The sequence below is a fragment of the Vibrio pelagius genome (assembly GCF_024347575.1).
Lineage (GTDB): Bacteria > Pseudomonadota > Gammaproteobacteria > Enterobacterales > Vibrionaceae > Vibrio > Vibrio pelagius.
Window position 1 is genome coordinate 251,380 of record NZ_AP025504.1, and the last position, 25,666, is coordinate 277,045.

Consider the following 25,666-nt stretch of genomic DNA (forward strand, 5'->3'; position numbering starts at 1 on the left):
CTCTCATTTTTTTAATGTTCATCATCTTCGTGATGTTGGTTTTCTATCGCTTCTGATTCTGTCACCACCTGCTTCCAACCAGCATTTGATAACGTTTCAATATCGAATTTCATCGGTGCTTTGACCTGACCTTGGAGGTTAATCCATATTTCAGGAGCGATAGAGTTCGCGTTCATCAGAAAAGAGTCGGCGAAACCTGTTAGCTGCGGTGAAGCAAAGTAATAGCCTGAACCAAGCCGTATCCAGTTGTGTTCACCTTTTCTTTTCCAACTCTGATCATGAATAAATGGAGCGACCCACTCTTCCTGTAGGAACTCTATATTTGGCCATTGCTCGTCATTGTCGAAATAAAGATCTCTGATCTCTTCGTGAGCCAATCGTAAATCTGCAAGCATTGCGAGATTTTCTTGTTCAACGTCGGTAACAAGAATTTGATGCTCAAATGCTGTTGTGACGTGAATTTCTGCTTGGTGGTATGGAATCAAGAGCGTTGCAAAGCCTAAGATAGAAGCGATGATCAGCGCTACCCATTTGCCCTCTCTGCCGCCAGTATCGGCTCTAACAGACTGAATGATCATTTCTCACTGATCTCAACGACATCGACTTCAACAGGAAACTCATGTCCAGAATCAAACACAATGTAAAAATCTGCGTCTGGTCTTTTAAATTCGGCTATCGAGCGTTTATCCGTCATCACTTTGGCAATTAAATTGTCTTCGTAATCAAACATTTCAACTGAGTAGTCAATTGCCTTACTGCCATCAGAGTAACCCGCTTCACAAGCAACAATTTCGCTCTCAAACCAGCAGTTCATTAATGGGAAGTGTGCTTGTGCTGGTAATGCGATCGCTCCAAGACCCAAAGCCAAACATGGTTTAACTAAACCGATTAATTTTGTTTTTATTTTCATAATTCTTTACCTAGCAAAGGGGAAACTCAGTGTCTTGACTGAGCAACAAAGGGCTCAAATGAGCCCCAGATATAAAGCCGTCTCTTTAGACGCGATTATTGAAGAAGTGCTTCAAATGTTAGGTGAACATTTGAACTTGCTTTGTCCGCTAGTGGGTTGTCCTTCAATTCACCTTTGTAGTTCGCCTTCATTACGTAACGACCCGCGACATCTGGAGTGAATGTGATTTGGCCATTTTCGTCACTCACCACATCGATTTGCTCTTGGTGGTTGCGATAAAGCGTACCTTCACGAGTAATTTCAGCAGTTACCCCTTTCTGAACCTCACCGTTGTAGAAGAATTGGAAAGTAACCGGTTCACCTTCAATGATATCTGCAGGGTGAGTAATAGGTTTCATCTCCAGCAACTTGCCTTCAATCTCAAACGCTTTCTCAGTCGGCTTACCCACAGTGATGTAGCTTTCCGCTCGGGTGTAACTGATTTGAGTTACAACATCACGTGCCTTTTCAGGAAGTAACGCATCACGCTCAGCTTTATTCGCTCGCATCCATTTTACGGTGTCACGACGGCCCGCTTTATACTGCGTGTAGTATGACGGAACGTTATTTACCGCTACCTTGTGCGTGCCTTCTTCTTCAAAATAGAAGTCAAAGCTTGAACGGCGTTTACCACGAATAACAAAATTAGGGCGCTCTTTGCGGCCATCTGGCATGATGATTTGTGCGCTCTCGCTACCAGCAGGTTTATCAAAAACAAATGTTCCGTGAGATGCAGTCACATCAAAAGTCAGCCAATCGCCACCTTCTTTAGAAACTGTAAAATGAGAAGGAAGAATCCAGCGTGGGTGTGCTTGAGCCGTTGTGGTCGCTGCAAGACCGAATGCCATAACGCCAGCTAGAGCTAACGCTTTCATCTTTGTTTGTTTCATCATGAATAAGTCCATTCTTTCTGTATAAATCGATTATTAGAGTTTTAAAGCTGCTTATGTGCTTTGCATTTAGTTGGGCGATTAATTAACTAGGTAATCTAGAGTAATTTCACCGGTCTCTTCGGTAGGCTTTAATTGATAGCTGACGTTTTCGCTACCCAGTGTCACTTTTTGGCGCAAGTAGTTACGACCACCGTGCTCGCGAACCACTTCTATATGAATCGTGTATTCCCCTTGTTCTAACTTTTCACCGCTATCATTTTTGCCATCCCATACGAAACGGTATTGGCCTGCAGGACGCGTTGCAGACGTTACCGCATCAACCAATTCGCGATCGTAACGGCCTACTTTTCGCCACCAACTGCGCAAATCTTTCAGCCATTCATCTTTGCCCACCCACAGTTCGATGGTTTTAACCGATTTACGTGAACTATCTTCCACCCATACCGCAACATAAGGTCTTGCGTACATCGTGGTATCAATTTTTGGTAACTCGAACTGAACGTCTAACTTTGCCGATTCAGGTAGCGATTGAGCCATACTGAACGTCGGAAGAAGGGAAAGCGCAATCAGAGCTTTACTCCAGGTGATTTTTTTCATTATTTAACCTTAAAAAATCCGTTTCACTTGTTTGTGCAACTACTCATTAGTACTAAGGAACAGCGACAAAATAGATAAACCAAGACAGGGCAGATCCAAACAGCGTCCACTTAATCGATGTATTAAGCGTTTTCTTTTTGGGAAGTAATAAACACACACCAGTGATCACAAAGAAGATCATCAGAAGCGCCGTGATGTCGATGAACCACTTCCAGACTTCACCGCTGTTTCGCCCCTTATGTAAGTCATTAAGTAAGGCAATGACGCCGTAATCTGTCGTCTCAACTTCAACAGTCTGCATCACCACATCTGCAAATACTGACGCGTTGTAACCTGGGCCTTTAAAGTCCATAGATATTTCGCCAATCAATAACTCGCCATTTTCGATTTCTGCGTAAATATCCAGTCCTGAAGGCGTACCCGATACGTTCGCTTGTTCAACTAAAAAGCGCTGAAAAGCATTCGCATCAGGTTTTAAACGTTCATTTTGAACAACGAATAGATCGCTAGGTAAGGCCAATGTTTGACTTTGAATGGTTGGCTTTGAAGCCTCGAACAGCTCTGGCCTATTTAGAGTGACACCCGTCACTGAAAAGAACAGCACCACGAACAGAAGTGCCATTGAGATATACACATGAAGGCGGCGAGCCCACATTTGAACCGCCCTACTTTTTAACCACATACCAAACGTACCTATAATATTTATGGGCGACAATTTAGTTGATAATCATTCTTATTGGCATTCAATTTACATTGTTTACGTTTGTAATACCAATCACAGTAAGTAAGTGATCAAAAATAGCGCAGGAAAAAGGCTTGAGAACAAGGCAGAATTTTTGAGAGGTAATTGATTGAATTTTGGGGTGAGATTTACAAAAAAACGCCATCGACTGAGTCAATGGCGCTTTTCTATAGACATTAGGATCAGCTCCTGTAACTTTAGCCGCTAGGCAGCATCGTTACTGCTCACTCTTCTGAGTTGAGATAGGTACTTGATCCAACCCTGAGCTGTTTTAGAGGACTCTAAGTTCTCTGCTTTCTTTGCGTGAATCAGAGCTTTGTCGAGGTCTTTTAGTTTATACCAAGAGCGAACTTTCGCCAGCGCCACATCCGCTTGCTTATCCTTCTCTTTAACCTTATCCAGTTCAACCAGTGCTTTGCTGTAGTAACCCTGCTGGACCATCAGTTGAGCAACGTTCCAGTGATATTTGGGTTTCTGCTTCGCTGCAAGAGTCCAGATTTCAATAGCTTGATCCCATTCACGCGCCAATTGCCAGTACGTTGCTTGCTCTGCCAGTAGCTGAGCGTCGCTTGATGCATTACTCAGCTTACTGATCTCTTTTGCGGCGCGTTCTGGAATACCACGTTTAGCATACAGTTGTGCCATTAAACGACGATCAGAGTCGCTGATCTCGACACCTTGTAATTCAGCCAATGCGAGTGTATTCAATGCTGCACGGTTACGATCTAGCCTCATTTGAATACCAACCAATTGACGCCACCAGTTGGTTTTATCAGGTTGCAATTCAATTAAGCTTTCAAGCGTTGGAATAGACTGCTTCCACTGTTTGAGCTGCAATTGTGCACCAAGCTTCAGTGACAAAGGGGCTAAGTCTGGTGTTTTGTTAAACTTGTCGTACTGAGCAATTGCTGGTAAGACTTTTTTCCAGTTCTGTAGTTGATACTCGGCTTGAGCTATACGCAACCAAAGCTGATCTTTCTTTTCTGCTTCTGGGGCTGTTTTAACCAACTCGTAGTAATGAGGTAAAGCTTTTTTAAACTCTTGTTCGTTCAACAGCAGATCGGCCAACATTCGCTGCGTGATCCAAGCTTGTTCATCCAACAGAAGGCCAGTATCCACAGCATAAGCTAACTGTTTTATTGCTGCTGAAGGCTTACCATCTTGCCAGTAAAACACACCGAGCATACGTGCAACATAGGCTTTGTCGTAAGCTCGCGAAGACTCTATCGATGCCAGTGTTTCAATCGCCTCTTTTACCTTCTCTTCTTGTGAGAGTTGGTGTGCTTTCTGTACACGTATAGCGGTGTACTGACTAAGCTCTTTCGCTTGCAACATGAAGGGCATTAATATTAGCCCAACTAATATCCATACTTTTTTCATCATTTAGCCAATTTGAATTCAAGCCTCACGGTTTGCCCTATTTGGGCTATCGCTTTGCCATCAATCACCTTAGGTTGATACTTCCACTTTTTAAGAGCGCGCATCGCTTCACGCTCAAACATGCGGCGAGGGTTAGCTTCGGTCACTTGGATATCGATCGGTCGCCCTGTTTCATCAATAGTGAAACTCATTACAACATAACCTTCAGCACCACGTTTCAGAGCCTTTGCAGGGTAGCGAGGCTCAACACGATACAGAGGCATAGCTTGTTGATTAGTGCCAAAATCCGAAAATGTCGGAGCGTTAATTGCAAGACCATCAATCGATGTATTTAAGTCCAAGGCTGGTAGCGAAGACATAGTATTTAAAGGCGTCACGCTGGCCTGAGAGGTTGACGCCTGAGCTTCTGGTGGTGGCTCTGGCATCTCCGGCTGCTCTGGGACAGCACGTTGCCTTCTCTGAACTTCTTGCTCCTGCTCCATCATTACCATGTTGAAGGTTAAGCTCTCACTCTTCTCTGGTGCTCGTTGGTGACCATTGTCCACCATCCAAGCCATAAAAGAGAATAGAACCAAGCCCAAAGCACCGGCAATAGGGAGAGCGAGAAATAAGCGAATCATCGGCAAACTCCCTTACACTATCGCTGTTCAGCGGCAAGCGCTATGTTTTTAACGCCGGCACCTTTCGCAGCATCCATCACCTTAACAACGGTGCCGTTGTAAGCATGTTCATCAGCTTGAATTACAAGTGATGCTTCGGGTTGCTCAAGCAATAGATGTTCGAGTGTCGCTTGTACACGCTCGACATCAATCAAACGTTTATCGATGTATATGTCGTTCGCAGATGTAATCGCCACAAAAATGCCTGCATCTTTTTGGCTGACGACGTTAGATGCTTGAGGGCGATTCACTTCCACACCTGATTCGCGTACAAACGAGCTCGTCACGATAAAGAAAATAAGCATGATAAATACAATATCAAGCATCGAAGTCAGGTCGATTTGAGCCTCTTCGTTTTTGGAATGACGTCTTCCGAGTCTCATCGTTGACTCCTTAATGATTTTTCTAATTTTATTTCTAAACGACTGCACACCTTCGCCAAACGTGCATGAACAAACATGCCCGCCAACGCAGCGACCATACCCGCCATTGTTGGTAACGTGGCAAGAGAAATCCCCGAAGCCATTAACTTAGGATCACTACTGCCTTGTGTCGCCATTACATCAAACACCGAGATCATACCCGTTACTGTGCCAAGCAGACCCAGCATAGGACAAATCGCAACTAAGAGTTTGATGAAGTTTAGGTTCTGATTTAGTAATAGGCTTGCTTGACCCAACCAACCTTCTCGGATCGCTTTCGCGTGCCAAGAAGACTGATCATGTCTCTCATTCCATTGTTCAACCCAGGCTTTACGCTGTTTTGGAAAATAAAACGCCAAGTATAGAACGCGCTCGACCACCAGTACCCAATAGACGAGTACAACAGCAGCCAACCACCACAGAACGAAACCGCCCTGATCCATGAAATCAGACAAGGATAGCAGCCAGTCACTGGAAAATAGTGAACTAGACAACAAGATATCCATTATGCCGCTGTCCCCATTGGCTCAACATCCGCTTCTGGTTGCGTCGCTTTTTCGGCTTGCTCCGCTACCAAACCAATGCCTTGCTTCTCAAGGATGTTACGAATGTTCTCTGCTTGAGTGCTCAATAGGTTATGAGCCAGTAGCAACGGCATTGCAGCAACAAGACCAAGTACTGTCGTTACTAGTGCCATTGAGATACCACCAGCCATTACTTTAGGATCGCCGTTACCAAATTGAGTAATCACTTGGAAGGTCTCGATCATACCTGTCACAGTACCCAATAGACCAAGCATTGGAGCCAGTGCTGCAAGCAGCTTAAGCATCGACAAGCCTTTCTCTAAATGCGTTTGCTCATCGACTACCGCTTCAAGCAGACGCAGTTCTAACGCTTCTACAGTTTGCTTTTGCTCTTTATTGTATACTGATAAAATACGACCTAGAGGGTTGTTACCTGGTTGTTCTGGCTTCTTAAGCTGAGAACGGATTTTCTGGCGAGCAACCGCGAGTGCGATACCGCGAACCAGAGCAATCACTAAACCGATTGCAAGTAGGCCGAGGATCACTTTGCCCACAACACCACCCGCTTCTAAACGATCTTGTAGTGTTGGTGTCAGAGCTAGCTGCTCTAGCATGAAACCGCGAGAAGGGTCGACAATGATGTTCGACGGAGTACCCGATGCAAGCGTGCTCAGTGAAGTCAACGTTGGGCCGTTATCCGGTTGCTTAAAGTAAGCGATAGCGTCGTTACGCTGTGTGTTCCAGTTAACGTAGCCTTGTTCTGTTACTAAACCTAATGAACCAATACGGTAAGCATCAACTTGACTCGTTGTACCTTCACCATCGATGAATGAAATCTTGTTCTTCGTTAGTTCGCTACTCGCTTGAATCTGCTCAGACATGCTTAGCCAAAGTGCAGTAAGTTGAGGCATAGAAGGAAGAGATTTCGCGTCGATGATTTCGTCAACGGTAGACGTGTATTCCGCTCGGTCAACACTGTTAACCGTATTGTGAAGCTCGACTTCAAGCTCTTTTGCATTCTGACGAACGACACCAAACAGTTCCCCAAGGCTGCCCGTCTCTAGACGTAGTTTCTCTTCTAGGCGCGCCAGAGTATCTTCATTGTCGCTAAACGTTTTGGTAAGAATATCTGTCTGTTCTTGAATTTGTTTGCGTTTCGCTTCGAGCTGCGCACGCAACGCTTTCAGCTCTTTTTCTGTCTGTTTGAAACCAGATTCACGGGCAACGTTATGTGCTGCTTGCGCTTTGTTTTCCATCGCTGCTTTACCAACAAGTTCATTGGTATTTGCATTTGAGAAACCAGAAAAAGTGAGCGTAGAAAGACAAAGTAAGGTTGCTAAAGGTTTAAGTTTCATTATTTAGCCTCCGCAACATTAAGAGATACTGGAAGAGTGATCAGGCTCGGTGCCGCCTGCTGGCTTGCGATATCAAACGCCTTATCTAGCTCAGACTTCATCGAAGTATCTTGAGCTTGCCATTGATTCGTTACTTGGTTCCAAGACCAGTACTGAGTGCCATTGAGGTTACGAGCCACTAGAGAAGCGCGACCTAAATGAAGTACGTCTGCTTCAATCACTTTATTTTCACTCAACGCGATTCGGCCTTGGTAAACACCTAACTTAATGCCGTAATCCATTTCAATTTGGTACGCTTCAAGAATACGGCGGTACTTTTCAGCATCGCTGACGTCTGCACGTGTCATCATTGCTTTTAGTTTTTCAACTCGTTCAAGGCGCTGTTCTTTCTTGATTGGAACATCTTTTTCCACCAAGGCTTGTAGACCATCAATCATTTGATACATCAGCGGTACAACCCCCTGACGCGTATATTTGATTTCATCAATTTGGGCATTAATGCTGTCAGCTTCTTTATTTTGGCTTTCAACTAAGGCTGCTAGGTGATCGTGATAAATTTCTAAATTTTTCACTTCTTCCTGTAAGCGCTCAATTTCCGCTTTGAGGGCTAAACTTGTTTCAGAGCTTTTATCAATAACTTTTTGGCTTGCAGCCGAAGCGTTATTGGTCTTATTTTGGATAGCTTGAGCTTGATCTAAGCTACTTGCTATTGAAGACGTTGCCATCATGCAGATTGCTAGGGCAAGACTGGTTTTTAGAAGATTCATAGTTGCCGTCAATTATTTTAGAAGAAATTCAAATGAACTTTATTGATAAACACTCTCATTATCATTAAAAGTCACTCGCTTGGCTAGGGATATTTGAAAAAAACAACGAACTAAGGGGAAAGCCGAAGCCTCCCCCCTATTCATTAACTCAACACTTACTGTTTAGTAACAAATTAGTACTTAACTTGTAGTGTTGCCATGTAGTTACGGCCTTCGCCAACCACTACACCTCGCGTGCTACCACCCTCTAGGTAGTCTGTATCAAATAGGTTTTCTACGTTGATACGAGCGACAAAATCTAGATTCTCGTCATACTTGAACGTGTGTGCAACACCCATGTCTACGCGAGTATAAGCATCTTTCTTAAAGGTATTAGCACTTTCAGTGTAACGGTCACCTACGTGGTAAACACCCAGATTTACGTCTGTACCGTTCTTGAATGCATATGTAGACCAAATACTTGCCGTGAACTCAGGCACGTCCGCTGGTGTTTTGCCCTCTAGTTTAGGATCATTCTTATATTCCGCATCTAGGAACATTGTAGAAGCGCTTAGAGAGAATGCTTCTGTTAGATAACCTGTTGCTGCAAGCTCTGCACCGGTGTGAACCTGTTCACCAACTTGAGTGGTAATCTGGTCAACCGTGCCGATTGGTGTAGCCAGATCTTCTGTCACTTGCATGTTTGACTGAGTGATCTGGAACAGTGCACCAGAAACAAACAAGCGTTCATCAAACAGTTCCCACTTCGTACCTACTTCGTAAAGCGTACCTTTCTTCGCGTCTTGCTCTTTTCCAAAGTTAACATCTTTTTCGTTAGAAATGTCTGCTACGGGTTCAAAGCTCTCAGAGTAAACAGCGTAAATAGAGCCGTTCTCTGCAGGCGAATAGATCAGGCCAGCTTTAGGAAGGATATTGTTGTAACTTTTCTCGACCCCTTTGCTGCTCTTAGTTTTATCATATGCAAGGCGAGCACCTGCAAGTACTTGCCACTGTTCATTAAGTGTCACTAAATCTTGAACGTAGACGCCATAATGCTGACTTTCTGAATGCGATAAGCCCGATGTATCCATGTTGTAATGAATGTCAGCAGGCATATCAAAGCCATTCTCACATGCCGTTGGATTGGATTGACAAGCTAGTCCTGCGTAGTACAGCTGTTTGTAATCATAGTGCAACCCATTCGCACCAATTAGCAGACGATGGTTTACGCCAAGCGCATCAAAGTCACCGGTAAAATCAACATACGCAGTGTCAAACGTCCATTCATCGTGACGATCAGAAACTTTGTAACCCGTGCCATCTAACACGTTATCAGATTCTGTACGACGACGTTCATAAAACTGACGAGAGATACCTGTCTTTACAGACCAAGTTTCATTGATATTCGCAGCAACAGTCACGCCGTAGTTTGCTACGTCGTTGTCTGTCTGAGCAAAGCGTTGGTCGTTTACGATATCAGGGTTAATGACTTTGCCTGTAGTTGTGTCGATCTTAGAACCATTGTCTAAATCACCTAGCTCTTGAGTACGGTCGTAGTGTAGAGACAACATCACATCTTCGTTAATGTCGTAATCAACGAACAGGCCACCAACAAAACGTTCTGTTTCTACGTCAGTGCCATCAAAGCGAGTGCGGTATGAGTCTTGGTTTTCTTGAGAAACGATAACGCGAGCACGAAGTGTTTGCTCATCGTTAAGAGAACCACTCACGTCAGCAACAGTGCGAGTGTAATTGTCAGAGCCGATATCTTGGCTTACGTTCACTTGAGTCTCGTAAGTAGGCTTTTTAGCAACCATATTGACAAGACCGCCCGGAGCAGACTCACCATAAAGAAGACCAGCAGGACCTTTTAATACCTCTACACGCTCCAATAGTTCAACAGGTTGGCGGTAGTGAGACCAGTGCTGTACCCCATCACGCAAATAACCATTGCCACTGTCTAGCGCGAAACCACGTAGATTAAAACGTTCACGGTTAGTCGATTTTGAACCAGCAGAAATAGAAGCGTCGTTTTTCAGTACTTCACCTAAAGTACTTGCACGTTGCTCATCGATGATTTGCTCATCAATGATTGAAACTTGTCCTGGAGTCTCTAGTTGAGTTGCCTCCATGCGCATTGCTGTTGTGTTGGTGTCTGCCTTGTAACCGTAGTCACGACCTTCAACAACCATATGCTCATCTGTTTTTGCTGTTTCTGCTAATACAGCTGGTGACGCCAATACTGCGCCAATCACCAAAGCCAATGGGCTTTTTGAAAACATGTCCTTTTCTCCGAATTTTTTATTATTCAAACAACTGCCCTTTCGGTGCTTTGTTTGATCTACCGTTTCCGGTACCACTGAATATTTCGGAGAGGAATATAAGTGATAACCATTACCATTTGCATTAAATTTACATTCTTTGCATTTGTAAAGTTATGTAAAGGTGTTACGGAAGATACCCACTTTATAATTTTATCGGTTCAATTACCGATTCTGGCTTCTTGTGATGTTTGATTAGTTGCCCGGTCAGCGTGATTTGTGTCTCTATCATTCGTTGAACACCCCGTTATTTAGAAATGAAATCATCCTTTCATATGTAACTCGATCCGCTTCACTGATTAAAGAGGAAGTCATTAAAAATCAGTAACAAATGTTAACTTAAATGATCTAACTTTGTTTTTATTTTGTATTTCTCGACAATAATCAGGTGACTTTGATCACATCTATAATTTTGCCCAACATTTTTATTTTTTTATTTATTCTCGCGACTGCTAATCTGCCGCTCACTTTGAAAGGTCTCAAAGTTATAATTAAAAGGAGTGTTCTAAATGAATACCAAGAAACCTATGTCTCTGACTGGCCGCGTTATTCTCGGTATGGTCGCAGGTATCTTAGTGGGATTTGCCATTCAATCCCTGTTTGCAGAAAGTGGCTTTGTTAATACATACATTGTTAACGGACTATTTGAAGTTGGCGGTAAAATCTTTGTCGCTAGCTTAAAAATGCTTGTTGTTCCTTTGGTCTTTGTCTCTCTAGTATGCGGTACTAGTTCATTGAAAGACCTATCCACGTTGGGTCGTATGGGCGGTAAAACACTGGCTCTTTACATTGGTACCACAGCGGTTGCAATTACTCTTGCTCTAACCATCGGTAATTTCTTCCAACCTGGTGCGGGTGCTGACCTAACCGCAGCGAGCTCATTCAAATCGGCTGATGCGCCTTCTCTAGGCCAAGTCATCATCGACATGTTCCCAACCAACCCTATCCATGCGATGGCTGAAGGTAAAACACTTCAAGTGATCGTATTTGCAGTATTATTCGGCATTGCAATCAGTGCTGCGGGTAAACCGGGTGAGCGTATTGCGGCAGTATTCCAAGATCTGAACGAAGTGATCATGAAGCTTGTTGCCCTACTCATGAACCTAGCACCTTATGGTGTGTTCTTCTTGATGGCGAAACTGTTCTCAGGTCTCGGCTTGGGTGCGATTTGGAATCTTGCTGAATACTTCCTAGTTCTTGCGGGTACTCTGATACTTCACGGTCTAGTGACATACAGCTTGATGTTAAAAGGCTTTACTGGCCTAAATCCAATTACGTTCCTACGTAAGATGGAGGACGCTATCATGTTCGCATTCTCTACGGCTTCTTCAAACGCGACAATTCCAGTAACTATGGAAACAGCGAAGAACCGAATGGGCGTGGATAATAAAGTTGCTTCATTTACTGTTCCTTTGGGTGCGACAGTAAACATGGACGGTACTGCGATCATGCAAGGTGTGGCAACGGCGTTCATCGCGCAAGCGTACAACATCGACCTGTCTATGACCGACTACCTAATGGTGATCATGACGGCGACATTGGCTTCCGTGGGCACGGCAGGTGTCCCTGGTGTGGGCCTAGTTATGCTAGCAATGGTTCTTAACCAAGTTGGTCTACCGCTAGAAGGTATTGCACTTATCATGGGTGTTGACCGTCTGCTGGATATGATCCGTACCGCGGTTAACATTACAGGTGATAGCGCAGTCTCGATTATTGTTGCTAAGTCTGAAGGTGCGTTCGATGAAACACGCTTCAACGACCCAGCAGCGGGTGAAAAAGAAGAGCAAGTAAGCTTAGCTCGCCAAGCATAGTCTCTTTTTCACAACATCACTCAACGCCGCTTTTTATAAAGCGGCGTTTTTGTTTTACAACTGAGTTTCAGGTTGAATTGGGAACATAAGGCTTATCCTCAATCCGCCTTCTAATTTGTTCTCGGCTTTTACATGGCCATTCATCACCGCCATCGACTCTTTAACGATAGCTAGCCCCAAACCATACCCGCCGGACTTTTTATCACGCGCTGTTTCTAGGCGTGTAAACGGGCTAAACACACTCGAAAGTTGTTCATCAGGAATTCCAGGTCCATTGTCTTCTATAGAAATGACAGTGTAACGCTTATCTGAAGTCTCTTCGCAGTAATATGTGGTCAATACAATGTGTGCTTTTGAGCCCGTGTATTTTATGGCATTCCCCACAATATTTCTCACCACACGAAGAATAAGCCTTTCATCAAGAGCGACACTTGGTGTCTGGTTCGACAAGTGAGCCACCAACGTTTGCTCGCCTCTAAGGTCGTGTTGCATTTCAGAAACAAGCATAGAGCAGTAATGTTCGACATTCATCAATGTCACGTTAGCATCATAGCGTGCATTCTCTACACGGCTGTATTCGAGTATTTCACCAACGAGGTCATTCATCTCCTTGGTTTCATTCTCAAGTCTATCAATCAGGCGCGCCGATTTATCTTCAACACTATTGCGCAGCAGATGCAGCACTAGATTCTGTCTCGCTAGTGGCGTTCTTAGCTCATGAGAAACATCGCGAATTAGACGGCGCTGCTTCTCGCCCAATGACTTAATCTCTTGCGTCATATGGTCAAAGTCGTTCGCCAATTCATTGAACTCTCTAGTGTTCGATTTCAGCTCTGAGACAACCTCGACCGAGAAATCACCTTGCGCCAATCGACGACTCGCCTCTCGTAACCGGTCTAACGGCTGCTGGAGACGCCTTGAAAGGATCTGAGAGAACAAAAGCAAGATGACAAAAGCAATAAACACCTTCATTAATGAAGAGTACGTCGAAAAGGTATGAGCTGGATGAAAGTATCTTGGAAACTGAACCACTAATAGGTTGCCGTGTTTTAAAGGAATACCAAGAATGGGTTGATTCACTTGCGCATCAAGCTGATGATCTAAATCTCTTAAAAACCTCAGCTTAAACTCAAAGTGCGGGTGCATATGGCGATGGGTGATTGGATGTTTATCTTTATCGAGTACAAACAGATAATAATCTTGTGCATTCGCCCAATCTGCCAATTCATCCATATCCCCCTCTTCAATTAAGATATCGGCTTGATAAGCCAGATCTAACATATCTGACTTCACAGACTCCGGAACCTTGAGCAAAGCTCTCATCAATGCCTTTTCCGCAATACCCTGAAAGATGAAAATGCTGACAATAATGATCGTTAGGTAGGCAAACAGCTGAAACGTCAAACCGTCCTTACGTTTCTCGATGAAAGAAGGACAGCGAAAATATTTTAGACTCATGCACTTACGGACTCTAAGTAGCTGTAACCTTTGCCGCGAACCGTTTTAATGTGTTGTTTAGAAATACCCGCTTGTACTAACTTGCGACGAATATTGCTGATATGCATATCCAGATTACGATCAAACGGACACAGCTCCCTCTTGAGCACATGGACTTGAAGGTCAGATTTCGAAACAACAATGCCGTTATGCTTAATCAAATAATCAAGCAGGTCTTTTTCTGTCCCAGTCAGAGGAATACGAGCCAACTGTTCACACAAGCCCTCGTTCGTGCTCGCAACAGACTGGCGCTGACGCTCAAATCCGACACGACGGAGAATCACTTTAATGCGAGTCAAAAGCTCAGGCACATTAAATGGCTTAGCAATATACTGGTCAGCACCCGCTTGATAGCCATCTAACATGGATGCGTCATCATTGAGCGCTGTTAACATAAGAATCGGAGTGGCAAAGCGCTGACAAATGCGTCTTGCGACCTGCAACCCGTTGAGGTTTGGCAGCATCACATCCAGTAGAACCAAATCTACCGGATTCTGCTGAATAAATTCCAAAGCGCTCTCACCACAATGGACCTTATCAACATGATAACCCTCTGTTTCTAACACTTCACAGAGCAATTCACATAACTGAATATCATCGTCAACAACTAGAATGCGAGACATCACCACCACCAATTAAATAATAATGGTTTGCATTTTAATTATCATAAAATTGATTTCAATTATAAAATTGCACTATTTGGCTACATTAAGAGATCTTTCTCGATTGGAACAAATTTTGTTGCGGAGTCGATGAGGTTTTGAGCGGTTAGTCCCGGCACGCCGTAAACTTCCACTTTGGTATTGAAGCGCGATTTTATACGTTCAACTAAGATCTCGAAGTCACCATCACCAGAAACAAGAATAATGGTATCGACAGCCTCCGCCAACTCGATTGCATCTAACGCGATACCGACATCCCAATCACCTTTAGCACTACCATCTCGCCGTTGAATAAAAGGTTTTAGCTTTACGTCAAAGCCCACTCCACGGAGGATGTGATGGAATTGACGCTGTTTGGGATCTTGACTAGAAATAGCGTAAGCATGAGCTGATACAACATTTCTACCGGTGGTTGCCACATACCAAAATTGGTTGTAGTCAAAATTACTTCGATATTTATCTCTGGTTGTGTAATACACGTTTTGAACATCAACCAGAATTGCAATATTTTCCATCTATGGTGCCTGCGGCTCTATGCCGTTATTTGTAGCTAAAAAATGAGCCTTTACCCTATTCGATCTGCTAGGTAAATGCGAGCCGCTTATCGTTGATTTGAACCTATCTACTATGCTTTACGTATCAGCATTTATTCATCGCTTGATTATTGTGCAGAGTTTGCTGCTCACGCTTTCAAAAATAGTCATTAAAGCGGTTTACTGATAGAAACACACGCATTGGTTGAAAGGAGTCATAGGATGCTAGGAAGAATACTCGCTATTGCAGGCATCATTGCTTGCTCTCACACCGCTCTCGCTTATCCGGCCTATGAACAATCACACAGCTTGCCTCATCGCAGTGTCATCTTGTTCGCACCTGACCAAGACACCAAGGTGGAAGAGTTTATGAACAGTGTTTTGATCAATAACTGTCAGATTGACGAACGCGACATTGTGGTCATGGTAATCGCCGAGAACGGTTACACTATGCCCAGCTGGTTAAAAGAAGAGTTCAATTTAGAAGCAGTTAAGAAGATCTATGAGATCCCCAAAGGTGAACACACAGGGATTTTGATTGGCAAGGATGGTAAAGAGAAACATCGATGGAGTGGCACAACAGATTGGGCGTTCTTGGCTAACTTCATCGACCAAATGCCGATGCGCCAACAAGAGATGCAGCGACAATCGAGCCGCTGCAGCATCTAAGGGCGCAAATGGAGCGGTATACTACTGATTAAACCAAGCTAACTTTTCATGAAGTTGAGCGACGCTACCAACAACAATCAGAGCTGGGCTTTTAGCTTGCCCGGCGAGCTCAGCCAAATCGCTTAAACCACCTCTGAAGACTTTCTGTTCCTGACGCGTGCCATTTTCGATGATAGCCACAGGCATATCTTGACGCATACCGTTATCAGTCAGGTTCTTCTGGATGTTTGGACTCTCTTTCAATCCCATGTAGAAAACAATGGTGTGGTTATGTTGAGCGAGTGATTTCCAGTCAATGTCTTCACCGTCTTTCTTGAGGTGACCGGTGATGAACTGTACGCTTTGAGCGTGATCGCGATGCGTCAGAGGGATGCCTGCATAAGCTGTCGCGCCAGCTGCGGCGGTAATCCCTGGAACCACCTCAAAAGCGACACTATTCTCAGCAAGGGTTTCACACTCTTCCCCACCGCGCCCGAAAATGAACGAATCACCACCTTTTAAACGTACAACGCGTTTATTTTCTTGAGCTTTAGTCACAAGTAGTTGATTGATTTGATCTTGTGGTACGCAGTGATGATCAAGCTTTTTACCGACATAAAGCATCTCTGCATCTGGATTAGCCATCGCTAAGATTGCCTTAGATACAAGACGGTCATAAACCACAACGTCAGCCTGGTGAATCACTCGTGCGGCTTTAACGGTTAATAAATCAGGATCACCCGGACCGGCACCCACCAAAGAAACGAAACCTTGTTTTACTGATTGCTGCTCACTCATTGCTTACGCCTATTTTAATTATTTTGCTGTAATTCACTGTATCAACAAGAAAACAACTCGTCGATCACAGTTTTTGCATATTTCATAACTAATTGAATTAACGTTTGGGGTTATTCTCGTTGCAATTCTGTATCACTGTTTATCATTCTATTAAAAGCATAGTGAATATTGATGTTCACACCAAAGAAGCCAAAAAAGGCCCCACAGTACACTGCAGGGCCTTTCCGTTAACTCATCCGTTTAATCGCTCAGGTCAGGATTATTTAATCGCTGGCGCTGTTTTAGCGTGAGTCAGGTAAAGTGGGATACATGTCATTACTAGACCACCAACGATGTTACCTAGGATTGTTGGGATAAGGTTGAAGTTCAACCAAGTCGCGATACCGAAGTCAGCACCAAGAATCATACCTAGTGGGAATAGGAACATGTTTACTACTGTGTGCTCAAACACAAGTGCGAAGAAGATGAAGATTGGGAACCACATCATCGCTACACGGCCAGACACTGAACGAGCTGTCATGTTACCAATAACACCGAGACATACCATAAGGTTACAGAAGATACCGCGAACGAAACATGTGATCCATCCGTCCATACCCATGTTTTCAAAACCTAAGCTACGCGCAGTTGATACCGCAATAAATTTTTGAGCAACTGCGTTTGGATCGAGAGAGAAGTTACCAGTTAGAGACACTGCAACTAAGAATGCGACAAGCAGAGAACCAATAAGGTTACCTAGGCCAACAAGCCCCCAACAACGCAGGATACGACCCCATGTCACACCCGGGCGGTTGTCAAACTTTGCCAATGGAGCTAGACCGAATACACCTGTCACTAGGTCATAACCCATCACACTTAAGATGACAAAACCCACTGGGAAAACAAGTGCGCCAACAAGCCCGATGCCCGTTTGAACCATTGCTGTAATCGCTACAACAACCGCAAGAGAAAGAATCACCCCTGCCATAGTGCTGCGGATTAGGAGATCGCGAGTACTTGTTTTCGTTTTCGCCTCGCCCACATCGATCATAGTTTGAACAAATTCTACAGGTTTAAAATCAGAAGACATAAATTGTCCTTAAAAAGTTAAATTTAAAAAATAAAAATTGGATAGGAAAAGGCTCTAGTTGTCATCATGACAATCATCACTCACTAGAGCCCTTGAACTATCAAATCTTGACGATTACGCCGCGACTTCTACCGCACCTTTCACAACACGCGCTTTGTAGGATTTCACGCTCATACGCTCATCTTCCATACATAGGCCAGTCGCTAGATTGAAGCGCTGCTTCTTAAGTGGGCTTGCTACCCATAATTCGTCTTTGTGCTCACAGATAAGGCCGCGAGAAAGCACGTTTGATTGGAAAAATGGGTCCATATTATTGATTGCGAACACTTCTTCCGTTGCACGTGGGCGGAAGATTGCTACCTGCTCGCCGTTCAATAGTGCAACAACACCAGTACCTGGGATGATGTCTTCAATTTTACAAACTTTTGTAAATGCCATGATGTCGTTCCCCTATTACTCTGCCGCTACGTGAAGGATGTCGCCCTTCGCTTCTGGGTGTTTTTCAGTAAATGTCGCTGGACGGTGTTGCTCACGACCATCAGTGACAAACACTACGTTGTCATCTCGCTCATCAGAGTTGATGAAATGAGAGAAACGCTTCAATTGTGTCTCGTCGTTGATTGTGTCAGTCCACTCACAGCTGAAGTTCTCTACTAGGCTAGCGATGTCAGCTTCTAATTGATCATTGATGCCTAGTTTGTCTTCTATGATGACTTCACGTAGGTAGTCGATGCCACCCTCTAGGTTCTCAAACCATACTGAAGTGCGTTGTAGTGGCGCAGCAGTACGGATGTAGAACATCATGAAACGGTCGATGTACTTGATCAGTGTCTCTTGGTCTAGGTCGCCTGCTAGTAATGTTGCGTGGCGAGGTTTCATACCGCCGTTACCACACACGTACATGTTCCAACCTGCATCTGTCGCGATAATACCAAGGTCTTTACCTTGCGCTTCCGCACACTCACGAGTACAGCCAGACACACCGAACTTCATCTTATGAGGAGTACGGATGCCTTTGTAACGGTTCTCAATCATTACGCCAAGACCAACAGAGTCTTGAACACCGTAACGACACCAAGTAGAACCGACACATGTCTTAGCCATACGTAGAGACTTACCGTAAGCTTGACCAGTCTCGTAACCCGCTTCGATTAGTTTCTTCCAGATTGTTGGAAGATCATCTTTTTGAGCGCCGAACAGACCGATACGTTGAGCACCTGTCACTTTCGTGTATAGGTTGTACTCTGCTGCTACATTAGCCAATGCTGCTAGAGCTGCTGGCGTTACTTCACCACCCGCCATACGTGGGATAACAGAGTAAGTACCATCTTTTTGGATGTTACCTAGGAAGTTATCGTTGGTATCGTGCAGCTTAACTAGAGACGGCTTAAGGATGTGGTCACCCCAGTTTGAAGCAAGGATCGAACCAGCAAGTGGCTTACATACTTCACAACCGTAACCCGTACCGTGCTTCTCAAGTAGCTCTTCAAACGACTTGATTTCACCGATGCGTACTAAGTGGAATAGCTCCTGACGAGAGTAAGCGAAGTGCTCACATACGTCGTCTTTCACTTCAACACCTGCTTTTTCAAGCTCAGCATTTAGAACTGAAGTCACTAGAGGGATACAACCACCACAACCCGTACCTGCACCCGTTACAGCTTTGATATCACCAATAGTGTGGTGCCCTTGAGCAACCGCTTCTGCAATCTTGCCTTTTGTAACATCAAAACAAGAACAGATAACGGCAGACTCTGGCAGTGCGTCAGCGCCTAATGTTGGCTTCTCTGCACCAGCGTGAGCAGGCAGGATTAGCGCATCTGGGTGCTCTGGTAGGTCGATTTCGTTCAACATAAGTTGTAGAAGATCGCCGTAGTCAGACGTATCACCCACCATTACTGCACCAAGCAGTTTCTTGTTGTCTTCAGAAACGATTAGACGTTTGTAAACTTCTTGATCTTCGTTTTGGTAGACGTAGCTCTTACAGCCAGGAGTACGGCCGTTAGCGTCACCAATTGAACCTACTTTCACGCCCAGAAGCTTAAGCTTCGCAGACATGTCAGCACCTTCAAACTTGCTTTCGTTACCAACGATATGGTCAACCGCTACCGTCGCCATCTTGTAACCTGGCGCAACTAGACCGTAGAAAGTTTCGTTCCAAGACGCACATTCACCAATAGCGTAGATGCTGTCATCAGAAGTCTGACAGAAATCATTGATAGCGATACCGCCGCGTGGAGCAACGTCTAGCTTCATGTCACGAGCAAGTTTATCTTGAGGGCGAATACCCGCAGAGAATACGATGAAGTCAGTTTCGAGCTCTGTACCGTCTGCAAAGCGCATAACGTTACGTGCTTCTTTACCTTCAGGAGCAATTTCAAGCGTGTTTTTGCTAGTGTGAACTTTCACACCCATGCTTTCGATTTTTTGACGAAGTTGGTTACCACCCGCTTGGTCCAGTTGCTCAGCCATTAGCTTAGGCGCAAACTCAACCACATGAGTCTCTACACCCAGTGCTTTTAGAGCACCAGCTGCTTCAAGTCCTAAAAGACCACCACCGATGACAACACCGACTTTGCTCTTTTTCGCACACGCTTCGATCGCTTTAAGATCTTCGATAGTACGGTACACAAAACAGTCTTTGCTCTCGCGGCCTTTAATAGGTGGAACGAATGGGAAAGAGCCTGTCGCCATGATCAGCTTGTCGTATTGGATTTCACGACCAGAGCTTGAGTAAACAATCTTCTTCTCACGGTTTACTGTGATAGCGCGTTCGCCGATCAACATGTTGATACCATGTTTCTCGTAGAAGCCCTCTTTAACTAAAGAAAGTTCGTCTGCTGTGTGGTGTGAAAAGTAAGAAGAAAGGTGTACGCGGTCATACGCAACACGTGGCTCTTCACAGAACACCGTAATGTCCATGTTGGCTACGTCTGTCTTCTCGACTAAATCTTCGATATAGCGATGGCCTACCATCCCGTTACCGATTACGACTAGCTTCATCTTGCTCATAAGAATTCCTGAAAGGTTATAATTTTCTTAACTGAGCGAATAATGAATTATGAAAGAAAATGAAAATATGATGTAAATCAATTACGAAAATGAACTACCCGAAAGGGGTAGAACAAAAGAGGTATAATCGATTGCGAATGGACCAAAGCAAACGTATAACCTGACTTTATCTATGGTTAAATGCAACCTATAGGTGCAACCAAACACATATCAATATGTAGTAAAATTTCACACAGAGTAACTTAAAAGTAAATTAGATGACAATAATTTTCATTTAGTCACTAGATGATGGCGCATTTTTAAAATTCATCCGCTCAAATGACAAAGTGTTTGCCAATGTGAAAAGTTCTATCGTAATGCTCGCTACGGCTGATTAGAAAGGGAGGGTTGAATGTAGTGGCGTAGAGTTGAGGTTGGTTTAAACAATGAGCTCACGGGTAGATCGAGGTTTAATCTCTCAATCTCTGTCGCAGACGAACCAAACTGGGCTTCAAATTCCTCCCAATTCATATTTTTGATCTTTTTAATCCATCCAACTTTCAAAAGTAAACGGGCAAAATTTTCAGGGGTGAAGCCTTCTTTCTCTGCAATAAAGTGTTGTTTGGTATCCGTTTGGTTTTGTACTAAACATAGATAAAAGCGAGCGATATCTTCAACATGGATATATTGATTATGCCCTTGTGTTGGCGTCGCCACTGATAGAGACCCATTTAACGTTTCAACAATCCTCCTCAACTGACAATTATCACCACCATAAACCAAACTCGGACAATAAACGACATGCCATTTACGCCTTAGCGCTCGCTCAATCGTTGTTACATCCGGCTCAACAACAGAAAGTGGTTTGAGTTTAAACCCTCTCAACTCATCGTAGTTTGCTTTCCCAAAGAGCCAAACACCTGATGTGTGGATTTTTGTCGCCCCTGCTTTTGCCAAGCCATCTAACTTTAATAGTAATTTGGACTCAATATTGGCAATTTCAGATGGCGAATATTCTGACCAATGAGGTCTCGCGCAATTGATTACTACATCAAAGTCACCTTCGAATTTCGAACATTCCTCATATATGCCTTCAGGACAGAGTATTGCGCTTCGCTCTCTACCATAGAGATACACCTCAGCTCCACTTTCCTTGAACAAATTCGTCACATGTCGACCGACATAACCATTAGAACCTGATATCAGTACTTTCATTAATGCTTTCCCTTAGCCAAATCGACAAGAACATCAGATCATAAAAAACAGATAGCAAAATAGGCGAGCCAAGGACCGCCTATTCTATGAGTGAAGTTAATTAACGGTTGATCGCTAAGTAAGAACCTGCGGCAATCATAATGCCACCCGCGCTCTGGTTTAACCTTTTGTGCGCACGAGGTGTTTTCAACAAAGTCACCATTCGACCCGCCCCCATCGCAATCAGCAACAAGCCAGTCATTAAAGCGACAAACGCTAACACCGCAACGAGTACGATATCTTGTGAACGAAGCACAGTGAGATCGATGAACGTTGGCAAGAACGAAATGTAAAACAGAATCACTTTCGGGTTTGACGCAGAAATTAAAAAGCCTTGCGCAAAACTTGCCAGTGCTGACTTTTGGCTTTGCTTGGCAACTTGCTCTGCCGATCCCTGCACTTCGGGTAGGCTTCTGAACATCTTGTACCCAAGGTAAATCAAGTAAGCAGCACCAACGTAACGAATCACTTCGAAGGCGAATGACCAATTTTCTGCAACCGTAGCTAAACCAAAACAAGCAAGTACGAGATAAATCATGTCACTGCATGTCATTCCTAACGAAAGTGTGATGCATTTTTTCCAACCGTGAACCATACCGCGCGCCAATATTGCAAACACGCCCGGCCCTGGGGTAATACCGAACACAAACATGGCTATAAAAAATGTAACTGCGCTTTCAAATGACATCCTCTACTCCTTCCTTAGATATACGCTAGAAGAGCTTTGAAGCTAACACGGAGTTTACTATTGAGTAAAGATTAAACATTGCTCTATTCATTGACTCAGACAATCAATCACCTAAAACACAGCTATAAGGTTCTAACGCTAGTCACTTGTACATAAAGATAGTGATGGATTCCATTAACAGCAGAGTACCTAATTGAGACTAATACGAAGCTGATTGAATGATTCATCTTGGGAGAAATCTAACCTGGAAAGCTGGGGAATTTTCGACGTTTTCAACAATAAAATTATGTCGGTGAGATTGATAGTCGATGAGACGCCTAGTAGTAATAATGGGCAAAGATCCTCTTTGCCCATATGATTCACTTTGCTTTATTTGATTAGACGAACTATCAATGAGCCTGGAGCGCGAAGTGTTTCAAGGTTATAGCTGATAACTGTTCCAGATTCAGGCGCAGTATATCTCAGCAACTCATTGCCAAGTGAATCGAACTGGATTGCCAGTAGATCGCCCTGCTCGACTTTCTGCATCAATGAAACCTGTGGTTCTACAAAACCGCCCTGTTTTGCTTTGATACTGATGATCTTGTCACCTTCTAGTGGGGAGTTCAGTTTAGAAACTTCACCCTCAATGACGCCTTCCGCTGTGAGGATGTTGATAACCCCTTGAGTCGCGCGTTCAACCAGTTCACGTTCAAAGTAACGACCTGCTCCCACTTCCACTGTAATACTCGGCACACCGTGGGTATTCCACGCCGTTTCCAACACTCCTTTCTCACCCGGATCGTTCAATACCACATCCGCGTTCATCAGAGCTGCCATCTGTTTTGCTTTTTCGACTCTATAGTCTGCGAAAACATACAGCGGATAGCATGTGCCCGAAGTTTGCGTGTGCAGGTCAATCGCGATATCGGCATTTGGCAACAATAGATTGTTCCATAGCGTTCCTAGATAGCGCTCAACTTCATTCCCTTCAACATTACCAGGGAAGAAACGGTTGAGGTTTGACGGCGATGTATCAGGATCGACCGGGAAGAAATTGCGACTGTGATTTAATATACCGCTCAAGTTAATCGTTGGGACAATAGTGACGCAACCCGCGATATTTTGATCAACAAGACGTTGTGCAACTTTCATTGCTGTCATGATACCGTTCTGTTCATCACCATGAACACCAGCAGTAATCACAACTTTCTTGCCCTGATCACGGCCTTTAAAAACTCGAACAGGTAACTGCTGCCATTGCCCGATAGCATTGGTTGCGACAGCAAAGCTCAAGGTATGATCACCCGGCGAGAGATCATCCACATTTAACGAGTGAAGGTATTCAAGAACTTGTGTTTGACTATGTGTCGTCATTTCTGACATATCGATTTCCAATAGATTTAATAAACAACAAAGGCGAGTCTCAGCTCGCCTTTGGTCGTAGTGTAATATAAGCCCGTCAATGAATTCGGGATCGTGAGTTAGTTTTCAACGATTAAGCAAAACCCATAAGGTGTGCTGCAATAACGACCACACTCGCTAGTACAAACAGCAGACCGATAAAGCGACCACAGAATTTAACCCATACTCCCCAATCGATACGACACACGCCCAGAGTCGCCATTAGAGAAGCAGACGTCGGTACGATGATGTTCGTAAAGCCATCACCCAGTTGGAACGCCAGTACTGCAACTTGACGTGTTACGCCCGCGATATCTGCCAACGGAGAAAGAAGAGGCATGGTTAGTGCTGCTTGACCAGAACCTGACGTCACGAAGAAGTTAAATACAGATTGGAAGACAAACATCAGCCAAGCTGCCATCACGTCTGGAAGACCACTAATGAAAGCGCCTGCGCTGTTTAGAATCGAGTTTAGTACGCTTGCTTCGCTACCAGAACCACCGCCTAAAATTAGAAGGACACCTTTCGCACAACCGACCAGAAGCGCGGGCGCTAACATCATTCCCGCCCCCTCTTTAAACGCATTTGCTGCATCATTAAGAGACATGCCGTTCAAACGGAAAATAGCGCCGATGATTGCCACAATAAAGCCCATAGTGAAGAACTGAGAAGCAATTTCTGGGATGTACCAAGCATGGACGACTACGCCATAAATTACCCAACCAGTAGTACCCACAACAGTTAGCATGACGAGTGTATCTGCGAAAGACCATCTCGCTACAGGTTGGTCATCTTGTTCTTGCTTACGGAAATGTTTGTCAGTTGCAAAGGTAAATGACGATTCTGGGTTCGCTTTAATGCGTGATGCATACAACATGGTGAAACCAATACCCACAACGGTAAAGCACGCCCACATCACCATACGGAAAGTCATGCCAGACAGCACAGGAATACCAGCGATACCTTGCGCGATTGCTACTGAGAATGGGTTCATCCAAGACGTTGCAAATCCAATTTGAGTCGCAACGTAAGTGACCATCACGGTAGTAATACTGTCGTAGCCAAGTCGAACCATCAGTGGAGCAATGATAATCGCAAATGCGACCGCTTCTTCCCCCATACCGAAGACTGCACCACCCAAAGAAAACAGTAGAAACAGCACTGGGATAAACAGCGCTTCGCTGCCTTTGGTTTTATTGATCAGGTGAAGAATACCGTTATCAATAGTACCGGTGCGAATAACCACACCAAATGAACCACCAATGATCAACATGAACATGATTACGCCAATTGCGCTGCCCCACTTCGAGCCTGATACCAGACCTTCGAATGGGAAGTTCATTAGGCCAATACCGCCACCAGACGCAAAGAAGCCAACCGTGTTGTAGACAAGCTCACCGTTTTCATCGGTTGCGTAACTAAAAGAAGCAGGGTCGATCACAGTGCGCGTTTTTTCTGCACCATCAACAATGAAAGAGACGTCTTGGCTTTCAAAAGTACCAGCAGGAATGAAATAAGTCGCTGCTGCAGCGAAAATACCGATTATGAAAATCAGGATCAAAGTATCTGGCAATTGCCATGATTTAGATTTCTCTAGAGAAGAGATAGAAGATGCTTGAGACATAGAAAATTATTATTCAAAAAAGATGCATGAATTATCAATAAAAGCACCAGTAACTTCAACCTAATTTTTCACCCTTAGTGAATTAATAACCTGTAATTAAAACAAAAATAAACAACAACT

The 25,666-nt window shown here is 44.2% G+C and carries 25 protein-coding genes; 2 read left to right on the forward strand and 23 right to left on the reverse strand.

All coding sequences use genetic code 11. The annotated features are described in order from the left end of the window. Window positions 1–11: 11 nt before the first annotated feature. The 12 genes from vsple_RS15370 to vsple_RS15425 all read right to left on the reverse strand — a co-directional run bounded on the left by vsple_RS15370 (window position 12) and on the right by vsple_RS15425 (window position 10,549). Window positions 12–578, reverse strand: coding sequence for a DUF6162 family protein (locus vsple_RS15370; RefSeq protein ID WP_261883739.1), 567 nt, complete (start codon window positions 576–578; stop codon window positions 12–14). Beyond that, window positions 575–910: a hypothetical protein gene (locus tag vsple_RS15375; protein WP_261883740.1), complete on the reverse strand. Its 336-nt coding sequence runs from the start codon at window positions 908–910 to the stop codon at window positions 575–577. Before vsple_RS15375 ends, vsple_RS15370 begins: the two co-directional genes overlap by 4 nt. Window positions 911–1,005: 95 nt before the next feature. After that, complete coding sequence (locus tag vsple_RS15380) at window positions 1,006–1,842, reverse strand: DUF4198 domain-containing protein (protein ID WP_255232729.1); 837 nt, start codon at window positions 1,840–1,842, stop codon at window positions 1,006–1,008. 78 nt (window positions 1,843–1,920) lie between these two features. Next, the gene (locus tag vsple_RS15385; protein WP_261883741.1) at window positions 1,921–2,439 is read right to left on the reverse strand and encodes a DUF2271 domain-containing protein; all 519 of its coding nucleotides are present in this window, start codon (window positions 2,437–2,439) and stop codon (window positions 1,921–1,923) included. A gap of 52 nt (window positions 2,440–2,491) precedes the next feature. Further along, the gene (locus tag vsple_RS15390; protein ID WP_261883742.1) at window positions 2,492–3,121 is read right to left on the reverse strand and encodes a PepSY-associated TM helix domain-containing protein; all 630 of its coding nucleotides are present in this window, start codon (window positions 3,119–3,121) and stop codon (window positions 2,492–2,494) included. A gap of 264 nt (window positions 3,122–3,385) precedes the next feature. Further along, window positions 3,386–4,564 carry a tetratricopeptide repeat protein gene (locus tag vsple_RS15395; protein WP_261883743.1) on the reverse strand — a complete coding sequence of 393 codons (1,179 nt, stop codon included), beginning with the start codon at window positions 4,562–4,564 and terminating at the stop codon, window positions 3,386–3,388. Beyond that, a complete protein-coding gene (locus tag vsple_RS15400) occupies window positions 4,561–5,181 on the reverse strand; it encodes an energy transducer TonB (protein WP_255232725.1) in 621 nt (206 codons plus the stop codon). Before vsple_RS15400 ends, vsple_RS15395 begins: the two co-directional genes overlap by 4 nt. Window positions 5,182–5,198: 17 nt before the next feature. Beyond that, entirely contained in the window at window positions 5,199–5,603 is a 405-nt protein-coding gene (locus vsple_RS15405) for an ExbD/TolR family protein (RefSeq protein WP_032552484.1), read from the reverse strand. Next, on the reverse strand, window positions 5,600–6,148 hold the full coding sequence (locus vsple_RS15410) for a MotA/TolQ/ExbB proton channel family protein (protein WP_255232724.1): 549 nt from the start codon (window positions 6,146–6,148) through the stop codon (window positions 5,600–5,602). Before vsple_RS15410 ends, vsple_RS15405 begins: the two co-directional genes overlap by 4 nt. Beyond that, window positions 6,148–7,521 (reverse strand): MotA/TolQ/ExbB proton channel family protein, encoded by a 1,374-nt coding sequence (locus tag vsple_RS15415; RefSeq protein ID WP_261883744.1) that lies wholly within the window; start codon window positions 7,519–7,521, stop codon window positions 6,148–6,150. The genes vsple_RS15410 and vsple_RS15415 overlap by 1 nt, the downstream gene beginning before the upstream one ends. Continuing rightward, complete coding sequence (locus vsple_RS15420; protein ID WP_261883745.1) at window positions 7,521–8,288, reverse strand: DUF3450 domain-containing protein; 768 nt, start codon at window positions 8,286–8,288, stop codon at window positions 7,521–7,523. Before vsple_RS15420 ends, vsple_RS15415 begins: the two co-directional genes overlap by 1 nt. 173 nt (window positions 8,289–8,461) lie before the next feature. Then, a complete protein-coding gene (locus vsple_RS15425; RefSeq protein WP_261883746.1) occupies window positions 8,462–10,549 on the reverse strand; it encodes a TonB-dependent siderophore receptor in 2,088 nt (695 codons plus the stop codon). A gap of 548 nt (window positions 10,550–11,097) precedes the next feature. Here vsple_RS15425 and vsple_RS15430 point away from each other — a divergent pair. After that, window positions 11,098–12,399, forward strand: coding sequence for a dicarboxylate/amino acid:cation symporter (locus vsple_RS15430; protein WP_261883747.1), 1,302 nt, complete (start codon window positions 11,098–11,100; stop codon window positions 12,397–12,399). 54 nt (window positions 12,400–12,453) lie between these two features. On the opposite strand, the gene vsple_RS15435 is transcribed toward vsple_RS15430, so the two are convergent. From vsple_RS15435 to vsple_RS15445, 3 genes are all read right to left on the reverse strand, one after another. Further along, on the reverse strand, window positions 12,454–13,857 hold the full coding sequence (locus tag vsple_RS15435; protein ID WP_261883748.1) for a histidine kinase sensor domain-containing protein: 1,404 nt from the start codon (window positions 13,855–13,857) through the stop codon (window positions 12,454–12,456). After that, on the reverse strand, window positions 13,854–14,519 hold the full coding sequence (locus vsple_RS15440) for a response regulator transcription factor (protein ID WP_255232718.1): 666 nt from the start codon (window positions 14,517–14,519) through the stop codon (window positions 13,854–13,856). Before vsple_RS15440 ends, vsple_RS15435 begins: the two co-directional genes overlap by 4 nt. Window positions 14,520–14,599: 80 nt before the next feature. Next, window positions 14,600–15,073, reverse strand: a complete 474-nt coding sequence (locus vsple_RS15445) for a LabA-like NYN domain-containing protein (RefSeq protein ID WP_255232717.1) — start codon at window positions 15,071–15,073, stop codon at window positions 14,600–14,602. 240 nt (window positions 15,074–15,313) lie between these two features. Here vsple_RS15445 and vsple_RS15450 point away from each other — a divergent pair, with 240 nt between their 5' ends. Beyond that, entirely contained in the window at window positions 15,314–15,760 is a 447-nt protein-coding gene (locus vsple_RS15450) for a DUF4174 domain-containing protein (RefSeq protein WP_261883749.1), read from the forward strand. A 21-nt stretch (window positions 15,761–15,781) separates the two neighbouring features. On the opposite strand, the gene cobA is transcribed toward vsple_RS15450, so the two are convergent. The 8 genes from cobA to yfcC form a co-directional block, all read right to left on the reverse strand. Further along, window positions 15,782–16,537, reverse strand: a complete 756-nt coding sequence (cobA, locus tag vsple_RS15455; RefSeq protein ID WP_261883750.1) for a uroporphyrinogen-III C-methyltransferase — start codon at window positions 16,535–16,537, stop codon at window positions 15,782–15,784. 259 nt (window positions 16,538–16,796) lie between these two features. After that, complete coding sequence (locus vsple_RS15460) at window positions 16,797–17,606, reverse strand: formate/nitrite transporter family protein (protein WP_261883751.1); 810 nt, start codon at window positions 17,604–17,606, stop codon at window positions 16,797–16,799. A 114-nt stretch (window positions 17,607–17,720) separates the two neighbouring features. Then, window positions 17,721–18,044 carry a nitrite reductase small subunit NirD gene (gene nirD, locus vsple_RS15465; RefSeq protein WP_255232713.1) on the reverse strand — a complete coding sequence of 108 codons (324 nt, stop codon included), beginning with the start codon at window positions 18,042–18,044 and terminating at the stop codon, window positions 17,721–17,723. A 15-nt stretch (window positions 18,045–18,059) separates the two neighbouring features. Next, a complete protein-coding gene (nirB, locus tag vsple_RS15470) occupies window positions 18,060–20,618 on the reverse strand; it encodes a nitrite reductase large subunit NirB (RefSeq protein WP_261883752.1) in 2,559 nt (852 codons plus the stop codon). A 363-nt stretch (window positions 20,619–20,981) separates the two neighbouring features. After that, complete coding sequence (locus vsple_RS15475) at window positions 20,982–21,812, reverse strand: NAD-dependent epimerase/dehydratase family protein (RefSeq protein ID WP_261883753.1); 831 nt, start codon at window positions 21,810–21,812, stop codon at window positions 20,982–20,984. 100 nt (window positions 21,813–21,912) lie between these two features. After that, entirely contained in the window at window positions 21,913–22,539 is a 627-nt protein-coding gene (locus tag vsple_RS15480; RefSeq protein WP_150869521.1) for a LysE family translocator, read from the reverse strand. Window positions 22,540–22,908: 369 nt separating this feature from the next. Further along, window positions 22,909–23,895: a succinylglutamate desuccinylase/aspartoacylase family protein gene (locus vsple_RS15485; protein ID WP_261884039.1), complete on the reverse strand. Its 987-nt coding sequence runs from the start codon at window positions 23,893–23,895 to the stop codon at window positions 22,909–22,911. A 121-nt stretch (window positions 23,896–24,016) separates the two neighbouring features. After that, window positions 24,017–25,546, reverse strand: coding sequence for a putative basic amino acid antiporter YfcC (gene yfcC, locus vsple_RS15490; RefSeq protein ID WP_261883754.1), 1,530 nt, complete (start codon window positions 25,544–25,546; stop codon window positions 24,017–24,019). Window positions 25,547–25,666 lie beyond the last annotated feature (120 nt).

Excerpts from the sequence above, each read along its gene's own strand:
- vsple_RS15420 (WP_261883745.1), bottom strand. The coding sequence starts at position 8,288 with ATGAATCTTCTAAAAACCAGTCTTGCCCTAGCAATCTGCATGATGGCA.
- vsple_RS15450 (WP_261883749.1), top strand. The coding sequence starts at position 15,314 with ATGCTAGGAAGAATACTCGCTATTGCAGGCATCATTGCTTGCTCTCAC.
- vsple_RS15405 (WP_032552484.1), bottom strand. The coding sequence starts at position 5,603 with ATGAGACTCGGAAGACGTCATTCCAAAAACGAAGAGGCTCAAATCGAC.
- vsple_RS15375 (WP_261883740.1), bottom strand. The coding sequence starts at position 910 with ATGAAAATAAAAACAAAATTAATCGGTTTAGTTAAACCATGTTTGGCT.
- vsple_RS15390 (WP_261883742.1), bottom strand. The coding sequence starts at position 3,121 with ATGTGGTTAAAAAGTAGGGCGGTTCAAATGTGGGCTCGCCGCCTTCAT.
- vsple_RS15430 (WP_261883747.1), top strand. The coding sequence starts at position 11,098 with ATGAATACCAAGAAACCTATGTCTCTGACTGGCCGCGTTATTCTCGGT.
- vsple_RS15370 (WP_261883739.1), bottom strand. The coding sequence starts at position 578 with ATGATCATTCAGTCTGTTAGAGCCGATACTGGCGGCAGAGAGGGCAAA.
- vsple_RS15395 (WP_261883743.1), bottom strand. The coding sequence starts at position 4,564 with ATGATGAAAAAAGTATGGATATTAGTTGGGCTAATATTAATGCCCTTC.
- vsple_RS15380 (WP_255232729.1), bottom strand. The coding sequence starts at position 1,842 with ATGATGAAACAAACAAAGATGAAAGCGTTAGCTCTAGCTGGCGTTATG.
- vsple_RS15440 (WP_255232718.1), bottom strand. The coding sequence starts at position 14,519 with ATGTCTCGCATTCTAGTTGTTGACGATGATATTCAGTTATGTGAATTG.
- vsple_RS15485 (WP_261884039.1), bottom strand. The coding sequence starts at position 23,895 with ATGACGACACATAGTCAAACACAAGTTCTTGAATACCTTCACTCGTTA.
- vsple_RS15400 (WP_255232725.1), bottom strand. The coding sequence starts at position 5,181 with ATGATTCGCTTATTTCTCGCTCTCCCTATTGCCGGTGCTTTGGGCTTG.
- vsple_RS15445 (WP_255232717.1), bottom strand. The coding sequence starts at position 15,073 with ATGGAAAATATTGCAATTCTGGTTGATGTTCAAAACGTGTATTACACA.
- cobA (WP_261883750.1), bottom strand. The coding sequence starts at position 16,537 with ATGAGTGAGCAGCAATCAGTAAAACAAGGTTTCGTTTCTTTGGTGGGT.
- nirD (WP_255232713.1), bottom strand. The coding sequence starts at position 18,044 with ATGGCATTTACAAAAGTTTGTAAAATTGAAGACATCATCCCAGGTACT.
- vsple_RS15475 (WP_261883753.1), bottom strand. The coding sequence starts at position 21,812 with ATGAAAGTACTGATATCAGGTTCTAATGGTTATGTCGGTCGACATGTG.
- vsple_RS15435 (WP_261883748.1), bottom strand. The coding sequence starts at position 13,857 with ATGAGTCTAAAATATTTTCGCTGTCCTTCTTTCATCGAGAAACGTAAG.
- vsple_RS15410 (WP_255232724.1), bottom strand. The coding sequence starts at position 6,148 with ATGGATATCTTGTTGTCTAGTTCACTATTTTCCAGTGACTGGCTGCTA.
- vsple_RS15460 (WP_261883751.1), bottom strand. The coding sequence starts at position 17,606 with ATGTCTTCTGATTTTAAACCTGTAGAATTTGTTCAAACTATGATCGAT.
- yfcC (WP_261883754.1), bottom strand. The coding sequence starts at position 25,546 with ATGTCTCAAGCATCTTCTATCTCTTCTCTAGAGAAATCTAAATCATGG.
- vsple_RS15480 (WP_150869521.1), bottom strand. The coding sequence starts at position 22,539 with ATGTCATTTGAAAGCGCAGTTACATTTTTTATAGCCATGTTTGTGTTC.
- vsple_RS15385 (WP_261883741.1), bottom strand. The coding sequence starts at position 2,439 with ATGAAAAAAATCACCTGGAGTAAAGCTCTGATTGCGCTTTCCCTTCTT.
- vsple_RS15415 (WP_261883744.1), bottom strand. The coding sequence starts at position 7,521 with ATGAAACTTAAACCTTTAGCAACCTTACTTTGTCTTTCTACGCTCACT.
- nirB (WP_261883752.1), bottom strand. The coding sequence starts at position 20,618 with ATGAGCAAGATGAAGCTAGTCGTAATCGGTAACGGGATGGTAGGCCAT.
- vsple_RS15425 (WP_261883746.1), bottom strand. The coding sequence starts at position 10,549 with ATGTTTTCAAAAAGCCCATTGGCTTTGGTGATTGGCGCAGTATTGGCG.